Genomic DNA, 14,724 nt, shown 5'->3' on the forward strand with positions numbered 1-14,724 from the left:
CTATGGCGCTTACTAAAGCTGAAATGTCAGAACACCTGTTTGAGAAGCTTGGGCTTAGCAAACGGGACGCCAAAGACCTGGTGGAACTGTTCTTTGAAGAGGTCCGTCGGGCCCTTGAGAATGGCGAACAGGTAAAACTGTCGGGTTTTGGCAACTTTGATCTGCGTGACAAGAACCAACGTCCGGGGCGTAACCCGAAGACCGGCGAAGACATTCCGATTACGGCGCGCCGCGTGGTGACCTTCCGTCCGGGGCAGAAGCTGAAAAGCCGGGTAGAAAACGCCAGCCCGAAAGGGTGAGTGACGTGACATCAAAAAAGGCCGCTTGCGCGGCCTTTTTCTTTTCTGGGACAAAATTCAGTTTATTCCTAATCGATAAGACATGACTTCATTGAGCCGTTAAGTCGGCACGGCGAAAATCATTGTCCTTAATTGCGGAATATTCTTATATCTTATTTCATGTAATGCGTGGCTTTTATTTCTCACTTCAATAACGCCCGTAATAATGGCCAGGGCCATCGCCACGGTGGCCGCCGCCTCCGTGAGGGCCCCAGCAGCAGGCGCTAAGGGTTGAGGCCAGTGCGACCACGGCCAGCAGCATACCGAGTCGTTTAATCATCTTATTATCCTCCGGTGGGGATCCGTTTAATTATCATTGTCGCGCCGCTTAAGCGATGTCAGTTATTCGTTAAGCCTTGGCAGAGGCAATAATAATTAAAGACGTCGGCAAACAGTGTCGGGATTGTGTAAGGCCGTCGAAAACGATCTGAAAATAGGCACCGGTGAGATAGTCGCTAAATAAGCGCACTGATATAACCACTGCAGCAAGAAAAATAGAGTGAGAAGGCAAAATGAAAAAGCTCCTGTTGCTGGTGTGTTTCCCTCTGTTGCTGCCGCTGGCGGCACAGGCCGATGTCTCTGTCGATATCAACGTGCCGGGCGTTTCCCTGCATTTGGGGGATCAGGACCGCCGCGGCTACTACTGGGATGGCTACGACTGGCGTCCCCCGCAATGGTGGCATGCACACCAGGGCCGCGGTTTGGGGGAGCGCAATGCGCGCGGCCTGTACTGGGACGGCGGGCGCTGGCAGCCTTCGCCGCCGCGCGGCTATGAGCATCGCGAGCCGGCGCGCAGCGGCAATCCTTTCCACGGCGATCGCGATAATCGTGATCATGACGATCGCGGCGACCATGACCGGCGCGATGACGGCCGCGGCTGGCCTTATCCGCAGGGCAACCCCGGTCAGCACCGTTAACCCCTGAGTGTATCGGCGGCTGGTTTTGCCATCATCTTGGCGATGACGGGCAGGGCCAGCCGTTGCTTTCCTGCGCCATCGCTTACGCAAGGCTTCCCCTTGCGGCGTTAACCCCCTAATATTTGACTCAGACGTCAATTATCCGGCCACGACAGCGGCCGGCAGGGAATCGCCGCGCCATGCCAACCAGCCGTACCTTCACCTTACTGTTGCAACATCAACGTTACCGCGATAAACGCCAGGTCATTCTGTTGGCGCTGGGTGTGGTGCTGGCATTGCTGTTTAGCCTTTGCGCCGGCGATCGATGGATATGGCCGTCAGAATGGTTCAGCGATCGGGCGCAGCTGTTCGTCTGGCAACTGCGATTGCCGCGTGCGCTGGCGGTGATGTTGGTCGGCGCAGCCCTGGCGGTAGCCGGGGCAGTGATGCAGGCGCTGTTTGAAAACCCGTTGGCGGAACCTGGCCTGCTGGGGGTGGCGAACGGCGCCGGCGTTGCGCTGGTGCTGACGGTGCTGCTGGGTCACGGTCTGCTGCCGGTAGCGCTGATGAGCGCCGCCGCGATAGCAGGCGCGCTGGCGATGACGTTCTTGCTGCTGGGCTTCGCTCGCCGGCGCCGCCTGACCAATACGCGGCTGTTGCTGGTGGGAGTGGCGCTGGGCATCGTGTGCAGCGCGTTGATGACCTGGGCGGTCTATTTCAGCACCAGTCTCGATCTGCGGCAGTTGATGTACTGGATGATGGGGGGCTTCGGCGGCGTCGACTGGCGCCAAAAGTGGCTGGTGTTGGCGCTGCTGCCGGTGCTGCTGTGGCTGTGCGGCCAGGGGCGAGCGCTTAACCTGATGGCGCTGGGCGAGGTGCAGGCGCGGCAGCTCGGGCTGTCGCTGCATCTGTGGCGCAACCTGCTGGTGCTGGCGATCGGCTGGCTGGTGGGCGTCAGCGTGGCGCTCGCCGGGGTGATCGGCTTCGTCGGGCTGGTGATCCCGCATATTTTGCGGCTCACCGGCCTGACCGACCAACGCTATCTGTTGCCGGCCTGCGCGCTGGCGGGGGCCGGCGTGTTGCTGGTGGCCGATGTGATCGCCCGCGTTGCGCTGCTGGCGGCCGAACTGCCGATCGGCGTGGTGACCGCTACGCTGGGAGCGCCGCTATTTATCTGGTTACTGACCCGGGCAAAAGGCGTAAGGTAGTTTTCTTCATTCACCTGCCATTAAAAAACTACAGGATGACAACCGATGAGCAATCCAATTTATAACCTGCCGTTACAGACCATCGAAAATCAGGCTACCACGCTGGGGGCCTATCAGGGCAAGGTGCTGCTGGTGGTCAACGTGGCCTCGGAGTGCGGCCTGACGAAGCAATATGAAGGGCTGGAAGCGCTGTACGAAACCTATCGCGATCGGGGGCTGGAAGTGCTGGGGTTCCCGTCCAATGAATTCCTGGGGCAGGAGCCGGGCAGCAACGAAGAGATCCTGGCGTTTTGCCGCGGCACTTTCGGCGTGCAATTCCCGATGTTCGCCAAGATTGAGGTGAACGGCGAACACCGTCATCCGCTGTATCAGGCGCTGATTGCCGCGCAGCCGGCTGCTGTCGCGCCGCAGGGCAGCGAGTTCCTGGCGCGGATGACCAGCAAAGGGCGTGCGCCGAAGCACGCCGGCGATATTCTGTGGAACTTCGAGAAATTCCTCATCGCGCGCGACGGCACGGTGATCCAGCGCTTCTCGCCTGACACCACGCCGGAAGATCCGGCGCTGGTGGCGGCGGTGAAACAAGCGCTGGCAGGGTAAGACGGATGCTGCAACTCGTTGAGGTTGGGGTGGCGGGGCGCCTGGCGCCTTTTTCGGCACAGATTGACGGCGGGTTGCAGGTTCACCTGATCGGCCCAAACGGCGCCGGGAAGAGCACTCTGCTGGCGCGGGTGGCGGGCATGCTGCCGGGGCTGGGCGAGGTTCGTCTGGACGGACGCGCGCTCTCCGATTATCCGGGGAGCGAACTGGCATCCCGGCGCGGTTACCTCAGCCAGCAACAGCCGCCGGTGTCGCTGATGCCGGTGTTTCAGTATTTGGCGCTGCACCGGCCTGCGGCGGCAACGCAAACCGATGTGGAGCACGCCATCCTCTATCTGTGCCGGCGGTTGAAGCTGGTGGATAAGCTGTCACGCATGCTGACGCAGCTTTCTGGAGGCGAATGGCAACGGGTGCGGCTGGCGGCGGTCTTGCTGCAGGTGTGGCCCAGCGTCAATCCGCACAGCCGCCTGTTGTTGCTGGATGAGCCGACCAACAGCCTGGATGTGGCGCAGAAAGTCGCGCTGGATCGCCTGCTGCGCGAATTCTGCCAGAGCGGGCGCAGCGCGCTGGTATGCGCGCACGATCTGAATCACACCCTACAGCAGGCCGATCGGGTTTGGTTGCTGCATGCCGGCCGGCTGGTGGCGCAGGGCGTCACGCGTGAAGTGATGGCGCCCGCGCTGCTGTCGCAGATTTATGAAGTGGATTTCCAGCTGCAATGGGTAGGGGACCAGCGTTGGATCATGACCCGCACGGCTTAATTAACCCAGTCGGCGGGGCGCAACGTAAACGGAAACTAAACACAGTGAATATAAATAGCGGGGTAAGGACCGACGAATATTGTGCGGTCTCTCATTTTCATACCGATTTTCTTGAAAAACGTCGATGACGTGCTACGCTTGATTCGGCAAAAATAAAATACGTAAGTAATTATTAAAAAATATAAGAATTTGATTTACATAATAAAATTATATTAATGATGACGGCACCTCCCTATCAGTTCTCCCACTGATGATAAGTCTCGTCTTAAGGTTTAGTTAAGCTTGCGGCCTTACATTGGCAGTTAATCCACGGAAACGATTCTTCTCTGGCGTTTAATATTCGTTAAACGAAAGGGATTTACAGTGTCATCAAAAGCAGTCCGATACGTTTGGGGTTAACTATGGATCAATTTTTACCTTTCTCTCGTCCAGCCATCGGCGACGAAGAAATCGCCGCGGTAGAGAAAGTGTTGCGTTCCGGTTGGATCACCACCGGCCCGCAAAATCAGCAACTGGAAAGCGACTTCTGTTCCACCTTCGGCTGTAAGCACGCCATCGCCGTCAGTTCCGCCACAGCGGGCATGCACATCACTTTGATGGCGCTGGGCGTGGGGCCCGGCGATGAAGTCATCACCCCTTCCCAAACCTGGGTTTCCACCCTCAACATGATCGAACTGCTGGGCGCTACGCCGGTAATGATCGACGTTGACCGTGAGACCTTGATGGTCAGCGCCGCCGACGTTGAGGCTGCCATCACCCCGAAAACCAAAGCGATTGTTCCGGTGCATTATGCCGGCGCTCCCCTGCAGATGGACGCTTTGCGCGCCGTGGCCGAACGCCATGGTCTGCCGCTGATCGAAGACGCCGCCCACGCGGTTGGCACGCGCTACAACGGCGAATGGGTCGGCGCGCGCGGCACGGCGATTTTCTCGTTCCACGCGATTAAGAACGTGACCTGCGCCGAAGGCGGCCTGATCGCCACCGACGACGATGCGCTGGTGGATCGCCTGCGTTGCCTGAAGTTCCACGGCCTGGCCGTCGATGCCTTCGATCGCCAGCAGCTGGGCCGCAAACCCCAGGCCGAAGTGGTGGAGCCGGGGTACAAATACAACCTGTCAGACATTCACGCGGCGATCGCTGTGGTGCAACTGTCGCGCTTCGCCGAGCTGAACGCGCGCCGTAAGGCGCTGGCGCAGCGCTACCTGAGCGCGCTGGAAGGCTCGCCGTTCCAGCCGTTGGGCGTGCCGGATTATCCGCATGACCACGCCTGGCACCTGTTTATGGTGCGCGTCGATCCCGAGCGCTGCGGCCTCGATCGCGACCAGCTGATGGAGCGCCTGAAAGAGGTTGGCATCGGCACCGGGCTGCATTTCCGTGCCGCGCACACCCAGAAATTCTACCGTGAGCGCTATCCGCAGCTGTCGTTGCCGAATACCGAATGGAACTCGGCGCGGCTGTGCACCTTACCGCTATTCCCTGATATGACCGACGCCGATGTGGATCGCGTGGTCAATGCCTTGTCTTCTGTTGTGGAGTCTTTACGTGTCTCGCGTTGAACCGATCAAAAAAGTGTCGATAGTCATCCCGGTATACAACGAGCAGGAAAGCCTGCCTGCGTTGCTGGAGCGCACTACCGCCGCCTGTAAGCAGTTATCCCAACCTTATGAAATCATTCTCGTCGACGATGGCAGCAGCGACAACTCCGCTGACATGCTGACCGCGGCGGCCGAAAAGCCGGACAGTCACGTGATTGCCGTCCTGCTTAACCGCAACTATGGCCAACACTCAGCGATCATGGCCGGTTTCAATCAGGTGACCGGCGATCTGGTGATTACCCTTGACGCCGATCTGCAGAACCCGCCGGAGGAAATCCCTCGGCTGGTCAGCGTGGCGGAAGAGGGCTATGACGTGGTGGGCACCGTGCGCGCCAACCGTCAGGACTCCTGGTTCCGCAAAAGCGCTTCGCGCGTAATCAACATGATGATTCAACGCGCCACCGGCAAATCGATGGGGGACTACGGCTGCATGCTGCGCGCCTACCGTCGTCATATCGTTGAGGCGATGCTGCACTGTCATGAGCGCAGCACCTTCATCCCGATCCTGGCGAATACCTTCGCCCGTCGCACGACCGAGATCGACGTGCGTCACGCCGAGCGCGAGTTCGGCGACTCCAAATACAGCCTGATGAAGCTGATCAACCTGATGTATGACCTGATCACCTGTCTGACCACTACGCCGCTGCGTTTGCTCAGCGTGGTCGGCAGCATCGTGGCGCTGTCCGGGTTCGTGTTGGCGCTGGTGCTGATCGCGCTGCGTCTGCTGCTCGGTCCTGAATGGGCCGCCGGCGGCGTGTTCACGCTTTTCGCCGTCCTGTTCACCTTTATCGGCGCCCAGTTTGTCGGCATGGGGCTGCTGGGTGAATACATCGGCCGCATCTATACCGACGTGCGCGCACGTCCTCGCTATTTTGTTCAGAAAGTGGTCGGCGTACAGCAAGACCACAATACTCAGGAAGAAGAATGATGAAAGCTATTGTATTTGCTTACCATGATATTGGCTGCGCAGGTCTGAAAGCGCTGACTGAGGCGGGTTATGACGTGCAGGCTGTGTTCACGCACACCGACGACCCAGGTGAGAACAACTTCTTCTCCTCCGTGGCCCGTTTGGGCGCCGAATTGGATCTGCCGGTCTATGCGCCGGAAGACGTGAACCACCCGCTGTGGGTTGATCGCATTCGCGAACTGCAGCCGGACGTGATCTTCTCGTTCTACTACCGTCACATGCTGAGCGACGAGATCTTGTCGCTGGCCCCGTTGGGCGGTTTCAACCTGCATGGTTCGCTGCTGCCGCGCTACCGTGGCCGCGCGCCGGTGAACTGGGCGTTGGTGAATGGCGAAACCGAAACCGGCGCCACCCTGCACAAAATGGTGAAACGCCCTGACGCCGGCGACATTGTGGGCCAGCAGAAAGTGGCTATCGCCGACAACGACACCGCGCTGACGCTGCACAAAAAAGTGCTGGAAGCCGCGCAGGCCATGTTGAAAGAGCAACTGCCGAAGCTGAAGAACGGCACCGCCACTTTTACCAAGCAGGATGAGTCTCAGGCCAGCTACTTCGGGCGCCGCACCGCGGCGGACGGCGAGATCTTGTGGCACAAATCCGCCAAAGAGATCAACAACCTGGTGCGCGCCGTCACTGAACCGTACCCGGGGGCATTCAGCTACCTCGGCCAGCGCAAGCTGATCGTCTGGCGTTCCCGCGTGCTGGATACCCAACACGATAAACAACCGGGCACCGTGCTGAGCACCGCCCCGCTGGTCATCGCCTGTGGCGAAGGCGCGCTGGAAATCGTCGCCGGGCAGAACGAAAGTGGCCTGTACGTGCAGGGCAGCCGCCTGGCGCAGGAAATGGGCATCGTCACCGACGTGCGTCTGGCCGCCAAGCCCAACGCCGTGATGAAACGCCGCACCCGCGTGCTGATCCTCGGGGTCAACGGTTTCATCGGCAACCACCTGACCGAGCGTCTGCTGCGCGACGATCGTTACGACATCTACGGTCTGGATATCGGCTCTGACGCCATCAGCCGCTTCCTCGACAACCCGCGCTTCCACTTCGTGGAAGGCGACATCAGCATCCACTCCGAGTGGATCGAGTATCACATCAAGAAATGCGACGTGGTGCTGCCGCTGGTGGCGATCGCGACGCCGATCGAATACACCCGTAACCCGCTGCGCGTGTTCGAGCTGGACTTCGAAGAGAACCTGAAGATCGTTCGCGACTGCGTGAAATACAACAAGCGCATCATCTTCCCGTCCACCTCCGAAGTGTACGGCATGTGCGACGACAAAGAGTTCGATGAAGACCATTCTCGTCTGATCGTCGGGCCAATCAACAAACAACGCTGGATCTACTCGGTCTCCAAACAGCTGCTGGATCGGGTGATCTGGGCTTACGGCGCCAAAGAAGGCCTGAAGTTCACGCTGTTCCGTCCGTTCAACTGGATGGGGCCGCGTCTGGATAACCTGGACGCCGCGCGCATCGGTTCTTCCCGCGCCATCACCCAGCTGATCCTCAACCTGGTAGAAGGTTCGCCGATCAAACTGATGGACGGCGGCGCACAGAAGCGTTGCTTCACCGACATCAACGACGGCATCGAAGCGCTGTTCCGCATCATTGAGAACCGCGACGGCCTGTGCGACGGTCAGATCGTCAACATCGGCAACCCGACCAACGAAGCGAGCATTCGCGAGCTGGCGGAAATGCTGCTGGAAAGCTTCAACAACCACCCGCTGCGCGACCGCTTCCCGCCGTTTGCCGGCTTCAAGGACGTGGAGAGCAGCAGCTACTACGGTAAAGGTTACCAGGACGTCGAGCACCGCACGCCGAGCATCAAAAACGCGCGCCGCCTGCTGGGCTGGCAGCCGACCATCGAGATGAAGCAAACCGTCGCCGATACGCTGGACTACTTCCTGCGCACTACCGTTCAGGAAGGGAACGATGCATGAAGAAAGTCGGTCTGCGGGTTGATGTAGATACCTTCAGCGGCACCCGTGAAGGGGTGCCGCAATTGCTGGACCTGTTCGAAAAGTACGACATTCAGGCCAGCTTCTTCTTCAGCGTGGGACCGGACAACATGGGGCGCCATCTTTGGCGCCTTTTGCGTCCGAAATTTCTGTGGAAAATGCTGCGCTCGAACGCCGCTTCGCTGTACGGTCTGGATATTCTGCTGGCCGGCACCGCGTGGCCGGGGCGCAACATTTCACGCGCGCTGGGGCCGCTGATGAAGCGCACCGCCGAAGCCGGCCATGAAGTCGGGCTGCATGCCTGGGATCACCAGGGATGGCAGGCCAACGTCGGCAAGTGGAGCGAGGCGCAGCTGACCGAACAGGTGCAGCGGGGCGTCGATGCCCTGAGCGCCAGCACCGGCCAGCCGGTGAAATGCTCCGCCGTAGCAGGGTGGCGTGCCGACACGCGCGTGCTGGAGGTCAAGCAGCGCTTCGGCTTCCATTACAACAGCGATTGCCGCGGCACCCATCCATTCCGTCCGGTGCTGAGCGACGGGCGTCACGGTACGGTGCAGATCCCGGTGACGTTGCCGACTTTCGACGAAGTGATCGGCAGCGAAGTCAGCATGGCCGACTTCAACGACTACATTCTGCGCGCCATCGAGAACGATCGCGGCGTACCGGTGTACACCATTCACACCGAAGTGGAAGGCATGTCGCAAGCGGCGATGTTCGAACAGTTATTGCAACGCGCACGGCAGCAGGGCATCGAATTCTGCCCGCTGAGCGCGCTGTTACCGCAAGATTTGGCGTCACTGCCGTTGGGCCGCATCAAGCGCGCTCCTTTCCCCGGCCGCGAAGGTTGGCTGGGCTGTCAAACCGATGTGAAGGACGTTACATGAAGGCGCTAAAAGGATCCTGGGCCATTCTGCTGGCCGTTTTTTTTGCTCTGGTCTATCTGATCCCGCTTAACGGTCGCCTGCTGTGGCAGCCGGATGAAACGCGTTATGCCGAGATCAGTCGTGAAATGCTGCAACGCGGCGATTGGGTGGTGCCGCACCTGCTGGGGCTGCGCTATTTCGAGAAGCCGGTTGCGGGATACTGGTTCAATAACATCAGCCAGTGGCTGTTCGGGGAAAACAACTTTGCGGTGCGGTTCGGCTCGGTGTTCAGCACCGGCATGACCGCGCTGCTGGTGTTCGCGCTGGCGATGCTGATGTGGCGCAATGCGCGCCGCGCCAGCCTGGCGATGCTGATGTTCCTGTCGATGGTGCTGGTGTTCAGCATCGGTACCTACAGTGTGCTGGATCCGATGATTTCGTTGTGGCTGGCGGCGGCGATGGTCAGCTATTACCTGACGCTGAAAGCCACCTCGGTCAAAGGCAAGCTGGGCGCCTACGCCTTGCTGGGCTTGGCCTGCGGCATGGGCTTTATGACCAAGGGCTTCCTGGCGCTGGCGGTGCCGGTGATCGCGGTGATCCCGATTGTCATTCAGCAACGTCGCATCAAGGATCTGCTGTGCTACGGCCCGGTGGCGATCGTGACCGCCACATTGCTCAGCCTGCCGTGGGCGCTGGCGATCGCGCAACGTGAGCCCGATTTCTGGAATTACTTCTTCTGGGTCGAACACATTCAGCGCTTCGCCGAAGATAACGCCCAGCACAAGGCGCCATTCTGGTATTACCTGCCGATCCTGCTGGCGGCGGTGTTGCCGTGGCTGGCGCTGCTGCCCGGCGCGCTGCTCAAAGGTTGGCGCGAACGCGTGCAGCGCCCGGAGCTGTTCTTCCTGCTGAGCTGGGCGATGATGCCGCTGATCTTCTTCAGCATCGCCAAAGGCAAGCTGCCGACCTATATTCTGCCGTGCATGGCGCCGCTGGCGCTGCTGATGACCGCCTATGCGGAAGACTATGCCGCCACGCTGCGCGCCAGGCTGTTTAAGGCCAACGCCTGGCTGAACGGCTTGTTCGGGCTGATTGGCATCGTGGCGCTGGTGGTGTTGAGCGCCGGTTTGCTGCCGAAAGCGCATCTGTTTACTCCGCAGGAGTGGCCGAAAGTGGTTCTCGGCCTGATCGCGTTCGGCGGTTGGCTGCTGTTCGCGCTGGTCTCCGCGCGCGATAACGGCCGCCAATGGCGCTGGGCGGCGGCTTGCCCGGTGTTGCTGTGCCTGGTGATTGGTTACGCCATCCCGCAACAGGTGACCGATTCCAAACTGCCGCAAAACTTCGCCCGCGCAACCATGGCCGAACTGAGCGACAGCCGCTTTGTGTTGAGCGACAGCGTCGGGCTGGCGGCCGGCCTGGCCTGGGAACTCAAGCGCAGCGACGTGTTGATGTACAGCCAGAAAGGCGAGGTGGCCTATGGTCTGGAGTATCCGGACGCCAAAGGGCACCTGATCAGCGACGCCGACTTCCCGCAGTGGCTGGCGCAGGCGCGCAAGCAGGGGAATGTGTCGCTGGTGTTGCAGCTCTCCCGCGGCGAAGCGCTGCCGCAGGAACTGCCTGCCGCAGACAAGGTGGATCGCATGAACCGTCTGGTGCTGATGTGGTATAAACAGCAACCATGATCGGTTTTCTGTTGGTGATAGTGGTCAGTCTGCTCACCTGTGGTGGGCAGCTGTGCCAGAAGCAGGCGGCGCACTGCTGGGAACGGGCGGACGAGGCGCGGCTCAAGCAGACGCTGCGTTGGCTGGCGCTGGCGGTGCTGTTGCTGGGGCTGGGCATGGCGGTGTGGCTCAATGTGCTGCAACGCCTGCCGCTCAGCCTGGCTTACCCGATGCTCAGCCTTAACTTCGTGATGGTGACGCTGGCCGCGCGCTGGCTGTTTCATGAGCCGACGACCGCGCGCCATTGGTGTGGCGTGGCGTCGATTATGCTGGGGATCCTGCTGATGAGCGTGCATTCATGAAGGGCTATGCCTGGGGCGCCGCCAGCGTACTGCTGGTGACGCTGGCGCAGTTGCTGATGAAGTGGGGCATGGTTCAGATCCCGCTGATGTCGTTCGCCGATGTCTCGCTGACGCTGATCGGCGACTACTGGCTGCCGCTGCTGGCGGTGGGCGGCGGCATCTTTGGCTATGCGCTGTCGATGCTGTGTTGGTTCTTTGCGCTGCGCCATCTGCCGTTAAACCGCGCTTATCCTCTGCTGAGCGTCAGCTATGCGCTGGTTTACCTGGCGGCGGTGATCCTGCCGTGGTTTAACGAATCCGCTACGCTGCTGAAAACGTTGGGCACGCTGTTTATTCTGTTCGGCGTCTGGCTGATTAACAGCAAATCCGAGACCAAATCGCCGCAATAGGGCCAAAACCGGCGATCCTGCTATTATCTCCCTCATGGCGCTTGCCTTTTTCCCCGTGCGGGAGATAAATTAACGCGAAATAGCGCTTTCCTTACGTGGTGCCGGCTTTGCCTCGCAGGCAGTGTAGTGGTGTACCGAATGGCATAATGCGGCAACGTGTTCAATGAAGGGATATTATGCGGATGCGTGTGTGGTTTTTATTAGCCAGTTTAATCCTCGCCGGTTGCAGCAGCCATGCGCCGCCACCCAGCGGCCGCCTGGCGGATTCTATCGTGGTGGTGGCTCAGCTCAATGAACAACTGCGCCAGTGGTACGGCACGCCATACCGTTACGGCGGCCTGGATCGCGGCGGCGTCGATTGCTCCGGCTTTGTTTACCGCACGTTCCGCGATCGCTTCGATATGCAGCTGCCCCGTTCGACCGAAGAGCAAACCTCGCTGGGCACCAAGGTCTCGCGCGACGAACTGATGCCGGGCGATCTGGTGTTTTTCAAAACCGGCGGCGGTGAGAACGGTCTGCACGTCGGCATTTACGATACCAACGACCAATTTATCCACGCTTCGACCAGCCGCGGGGTGATCCGCTCCTCGCTCGATAACGTTTACTGGAAACGGGTGTACTGGCAGGCGCGGCGCATTTAGCCTTAACCCGTTGATTTGGTGTATCATGGCGGCATCACGTGTTTTGAACGGTGCCTGCCATGAACAGTTTGCGTTTACTGATCTCCGACTCCTACGATCCCTGGTTCAACCTGGCGGTGGAAGAGTGCATCTTCCGCGAAATGACCACGCAAAAAATCCTCTTCCTGTGGCGCAATGCCGAAACGGTGGTGATCGGCCAGTCGCAGAACCCCTGGAAAGAGTGCAACACCCGGCGTATGGAACAGGATGGCATTCGGCTGGCGCGGCGCAGCAGCGGCGGCGGGGCGGTATTCCACGATTTGGGCAACACCTGCTTCACCTTTATGGCCGGCAAGCCGGGGTACGATAAAAGCGTCTCTACGAACATCATTCTGCAAGCGCTGCGGCAGTTGGGCGTAACGGCCGACGCATCGGGGCGCAATGACCTGGTGATGGAAACCGCCGACGGGCCGCGCAAAATATCCGGCTCCGCCTATCGCGAAACGCAGGATCGCGGTTTCCACCACGGCACGCTGTTGCTGAATGCCGATCTGGAGCGGCTGGCGGACTACCTCAATCCGGATCCCAAAAAACTGCAGGCCAAGGGCATCACCTCGGTGCGTTCACGCGTCGCCAACCTGGCGGAGTTTTTGCCGGGCATCAGCCATGAGCAGGTGTGTGAGGCGATCGTGCAGGCCTTCTTCGCCCACTATGGCGAGACGGCCGAGCCGGAGATCATTTCGCCGGATGTATTCCCCGATCTGCCCGATTTTGCCGCGCAGTTCGCCAAACAGAGCAGTTGGGAATGGAATTTCGGCAAGGCGCCGGCGTTCAGCCATCTGCTAAATGAACGCTTCGTCTGGGGCGGCGTGGACCTGTTCTTCGATGTCGAGAAGGGGACAATTGTTCGTGCGCAGGTATTCACCGACAGCCTGAATCCGGCTCCGCTACAGCGGTTGGCGGACATGCTGGTGGGCTGCGCGTACCGCAGTGAGCCCGTCGCCGCCTGCTGCGACCGCCTGGTGGCGGCCTATCCGCAACAGGCGGCTGAATTGACCGAGCTGCGGCAATGGCTGAGCGATACCATCCGCTAGCCGGGCGGTCTGGCTGCGAGGGGATGAGCGTGCTCATCCCTTTTTTTATCGCTGAAAGCGACGTTTCGCTGGGCGTAGCGCAGATTTTCTGAAAATCAAGGTGGGCATTTTTTCAGGTTTTCAATGCGGCGAATAACGGGCGGAATTGATGCGTTATTAAATTTAATCAGTCATCGTTAACGGCCGGAAAAATTGGCGTTAAGTCAGAAAGATTATTTTACTTTATTTAGGATTTTTCTTAATTAAAACAAAGGAGATAAGTCAAATTTGGCCTCAAATCCATTCCACTTAAGCCAAATATCTTTTCGCATCACGCGCCGAACGAGAAAAATGGCATAAGTGCGGCTGCTTTTCTTTGCGCCGTTCGCGATTGTCGTATAGCTTTAATCTATCAATTAAATGATATTTTACGAACATTTGCATTGATATTTCCGATTAATCCCAGAAGGATTGATCGATAAAATATATTGATATACGATGATACGCTAGCCATTCATCCTGTGGCATTAAAATGAACATCCAACTCGAAGCTGACTTTATTAGTAGCTATGTTTTTCAACCTGTTTACTCAATGGAGGGTGGGCTGTTGGCGGTGGAAATGTTGAGCCGTTTCAACAGTCTCGACGGTGATTTAGCCATGCCGGCCGAAATTGGGATTAATTTATTGGCGCCTGAACAAAGGATTGAGTTATTTAATGAGCAATTGAGACTGGCGGAGCAGCATGCTGCCTGGTTTACCGGTAACAGCGTGCAGTTGACCATCAATATCGAAGAAACCATCGTCGAGCTTATTCTTTCCGATCCGGCCTTGTGCCAGAGGATCCGGCAATATCCTTTTATTGCATTTGAAATGAGTGAGAGTTTTCCGAATCTTTCTGCCGGAAAGAACAATACAAGCGTGCGGCGATTAAGCGAATTGTTTACGCTATGGCTTGATGATTTCGGTTCCGGTAAAGCCACGCTGACCGCGTTGTACGATGGTTTGTTTGACTACGTAAAGATAGACAAGCGTTTTTACTGGCAGCTGTTTACCCATCAGGGGTATGACGTGGTCATCGACTCGTTGTTAAAGAATATCAACCTGTTGTGTAAAGGCGTGATCGTCGGAGGAATAGAGAAAAAAGAGTACTTTAATAAACTCAGATACGCCGGTGTTTTAGGCCTGCAAGGTTTTTTATGGCCCAGCGTTGGTGTGGATAATCTGCAAGCTTTGCTGGCGATGCCCAGCGAGTTCAATAATTAAGAAGTGATACAAAAAAACTACACACAATGAGGTAAATAAGCGACGGGGTGATGTTTAGCGTGATTCAGTCGCCGTTATTCCCCCACGTTTTGCTGATAACCGCGTTTGTCAGCCGACGTTCAGCGCGTTTCCTCACGCGAAACCTCCCGCATCCGTTCTGGCGACAGGC

At 58.5% G+C, this 14,724-nt stretch carries 15 protein-coding genes; all 15 read left to right on the top strand.

The genetic code is table 11. The annotated features are described in order from the left end of the window. The first annotated feature begins 2 nt into the window (after positions 1-2). A complete protein-coding gene (gene ihfA / locus HWW83_RS20485) occupies positions 3-299 on the top strand; it encodes an integration host factor subunit alpha (protein ID WP_004931414.1) in 297 nt (98 codons plus the stop codon). 551 nt (positions 300-850) lie between these two features. Further along, complete coding sequence (locus HWW83_RS20490; protein WP_149542640.1) at positions 851-1,255, top strand: DUF2502 domain-containing protein; 405 nt, start codon at positions 851-853, stop codon at positions 1,253-1,255. Positions 1,256-1,434: 179 nt separating this feature from the next. Further along, positions 1,435-2,442 (top strand): vitamin B12 ABC transporter permease BtuC, encoded by a 1,008-nt coding sequence (gene btuC, locus HWW83_RS20495; RefSeq protein ID WP_176589518.1) that lies wholly within the window; start codon positions 1,435-1,437, stop codon positions 2,440-2,442. A 45-nt stretch (positions 2,443-2,487) separates the two neighbouring features. Then, the gene (locus HWW83_RS20500; RefSeq protein WP_033642881.1) at positions 2,488-3,039 is read left to right on the top strand and encodes a glutathione peroxidase; all 552 of its coding nucleotides are present in this window, start codon (positions 2,488-2,490) and stop codon (positions 3,037-3,039) included. Between the two features lie 5 nt (positions 3,040-3,044). Further along, entirely contained in the window at positions 3,045-3,800 is a 756-nt protein-coding gene (btuD, locus tag HWW83_RS20505) for a vitamin B12 ABC transporter ATP-binding protein BtuD (protein WP_033642882.1), read from the top strand. 401 nt (positions 3,801-4,201) lie between these two features. After that, positions 4,202-5,356: a UDP-4-amino-4-deoxy-L-arabinose aminotransferase gene (gene arnB, locus HWW83_RS20510; RefSeq protein WP_176589519.1), complete on the top strand. Its 1,155-nt coding sequence runs from the start codon at positions 4,202-4,204 to the stop codon at positions 5,354-5,356. After that, positions 5,343-6,323 (top strand): undecaprenyl-phosphate 4-deoxy-4-formamido-L-arabinose transferase, encoded by a 981-nt coding sequence (gene arnC, locus HWW83_RS20515; RefSeq protein ID WP_033642884.1) that lies wholly within the window; start codon positions 5,343-5,345, stop codon positions 6,321-6,323. The genes arnB and arnC overlap by 14 nt, the downstream gene beginning before the upstream one ends. Then, on the top strand, positions 6,323-8,305 hold the full coding sequence (gene arnA / locus HWW83_RS20520; protein WP_176589524.1) for a bifunctional UDP-4-amino-4-deoxy-L-arabinose formyltransferase/UDP-glucuronic acid oxidase ArnA: 1,983 nt from the start codon (positions 6,323-6,325) through the stop codon (positions 8,303-8,305). The genes arnC and arnA overlap by 1 nt, the downstream gene beginning before the upstream one ends. Then, positions 8,302-9,207, top strand: a complete 906-nt coding sequence (arnD, locus tag HWW83_RS20525; RefSeq protein WP_033652453.1) for a 4-deoxy-4-formamido-L-arabinose-phosphoundecaprenol deformylase — start codon at positions 8,302-8,304, stop codon at positions 9,205-9,207. The genes arnA and arnD overlap by 4 nt, the downstream gene beginning before the upstream one ends. Further along, positions 9,204-10,868, top strand: a complete 1,665-nt coding sequence (gene arnT / locus HWW83_RS20530) for a lipid IV(A) 4-amino-4-deoxy-L-arabinosyltransferase (RefSeq protein ID WP_033642886.1) — start codon at positions 9,204-9,206, stop codon at positions 10,866-10,868. Before arnD ends, arnT begins: the two co-directional genes overlap by 4 nt. Continuing rightward, positions 10,865-11,209, top strand: coding sequence for a 4-amino-4-deoxy-L-arabinose-phosphoundecaprenol flippase subunit ArnE (gene arnE, locus HWW83_RS20535; protein ID WP_033642887.1), 345 nt, complete (start codon positions 10,865-10,867; stop codon positions 11,207-11,209). The genes arnT and arnE overlap by 4 nt, the downstream gene beginning before the upstream one ends. Further along, complete coding sequence (gene arnF / locus HWW83_RS20540) at positions 11,206-11,598, top strand: 4-amino-4-deoxy-L-arabinose-phosphoundecaprenol flippase subunit ArnF (RefSeq protein ID WP_033642888.1); 393 nt, start codon at positions 11,206-11,208, stop codon at positions 11,596-11,598. The genes arnE and arnF overlap by 4 nt, the downstream gene beginning before the upstream one ends. 176 nt (positions 11,599-11,774) lie before the next feature. Next, positions 11,775-12,239 (top strand): NlpC/P60 family protein, encoded by a 465-nt coding sequence (locus HWW83_RS20545; protein ID WP_016927954.1) that lies wholly within the window; start codon positions 11,775-11,777, stop codon positions 12,237-12,239. Positions 12,240-12,298: 59 nt separating this feature from the next. Beyond that, on the top strand, positions 12,299-13,312 hold the full coding sequence (gene lplA / locus HWW83_RS20550; protein WP_033642890.1) for a lipoate--protein ligase: 1,014 nt from the start codon (positions 12,299-12,301) through the stop codon (positions 13,310-13,312). A gap of 511 nt (positions 13,313-13,823) precedes the next feature. After that, on the top strand, positions 13,824-14,555 hold the full coding sequence (locus HWW83_RS20555) for an EAL domain-containing protein (RefSeq protein ID WP_033642891.1): 732 nt from the start codon (positions 13,824-13,826) through the stop codon (positions 14,553-14,555). The last annotated feature ends 169 nt before the right edge of the window (positions 14,556-14,724 follow it).

This window comes from Serratia ureilytica (assembly GCF_013375155.1).
Lineage (GTDB): Bacteria > Pseudomonadota > Gammaproteobacteria > Enterobacterales > Enterobacteriaceae > Serratia > Serratia ureilytica.

Bases quoted from the DNA above. Each gene is read 5' to 3' on its own strand.
- arnE (WP_033642887.1), top strand. From the start codon at position 10,865: ATGATCGGTTTTCTGTTGGTGATAGTGGTCAGTCTGCTCACCTGTGGT.
- arnF (WP_033642888.1), top strand. From the start codon at position 11,206: ATGAAGGGCTATGCCTGGGGCGCCGCCAGCGTACTGCTGGTGACGCTG.
- HWW83_RS20545 (WP_016927954.1), top strand. From the start codon at position 11,775: ATGCGGATGCGTGTGTGGTTTTTATTAGCCAGTTTAATCCTCGCCGGT.
- HWW83_RS20555 (WP_033642891.1), top strand. From the start codon at position 13,824: ATGAACATCCAACTCGAAGCTGACTTTATTAGTAGCTATGTTTTTCAA.
- lplA (WP_033642890.1), top strand. From the start codon at position 12,299: ATGAACAGTTTGCGTTTACTGATCTCCGACTCCTACGATCCCTGGTTC.
- HWW83_RS20500 (WP_033642881.1), top strand. From the start codon at position 2,488: ATGAGCAATCCAATTTATAACCTGCCGTTACAGACCATCGAAAATCAG.
- btuC (WP_176589518.1), top strand. From the start codon at position 1,435: ATGCCAACCAGCCGTACCTTCACCTTACTGTTGCAACATCAACGTTAC.
- ihfA (WP_004931414.1), top strand. From the start codon at position 3: ATGGCGCTTACTAAAGCTGAAATGTCAGAACACCTGTTTGAGAAGCTT.
- arnA (WP_176589524.1), top strand. From the start codon at position 6,323: ATGAAAGCTATTGTATTTGCTTACCATGATATTGGCTGCGCAGGTCTG.
- arnB (WP_176589519.1), top strand. From the start codon at position 4,202: ATGGATCAATTTTTACCTTTCTCTCGTCCAGCCATCGGCGACGAAGAA.
- arnT (WP_033642886.1), top strand. From the start codon at position 9,204: ATGAAGGCGCTAAAAGGATCCTGGGCCATTCTGCTGGCCGTTTTTTTT.
- btuD (WP_033642882.1), top strand. From the start codon at position 3,045: ATGCTGCAACTCGTTGAGGTTGGGGTGGCGGGGCGCCTGGCGCCTTTT.
- HWW83_RS20490 (WP_149542640.1), top strand. From the start codon at position 851: ATGAAAAAGCTCCTGTTGCTGGTGTGTTTCCCTCTGTTGCTGCCGCTG.
- arnD (WP_033652453.1), top strand. From the start codon at position 8,302: ATGAAGAAAGTCGGTCTGCGGGTTGATGTAGATACCTTCAGCGGCACC.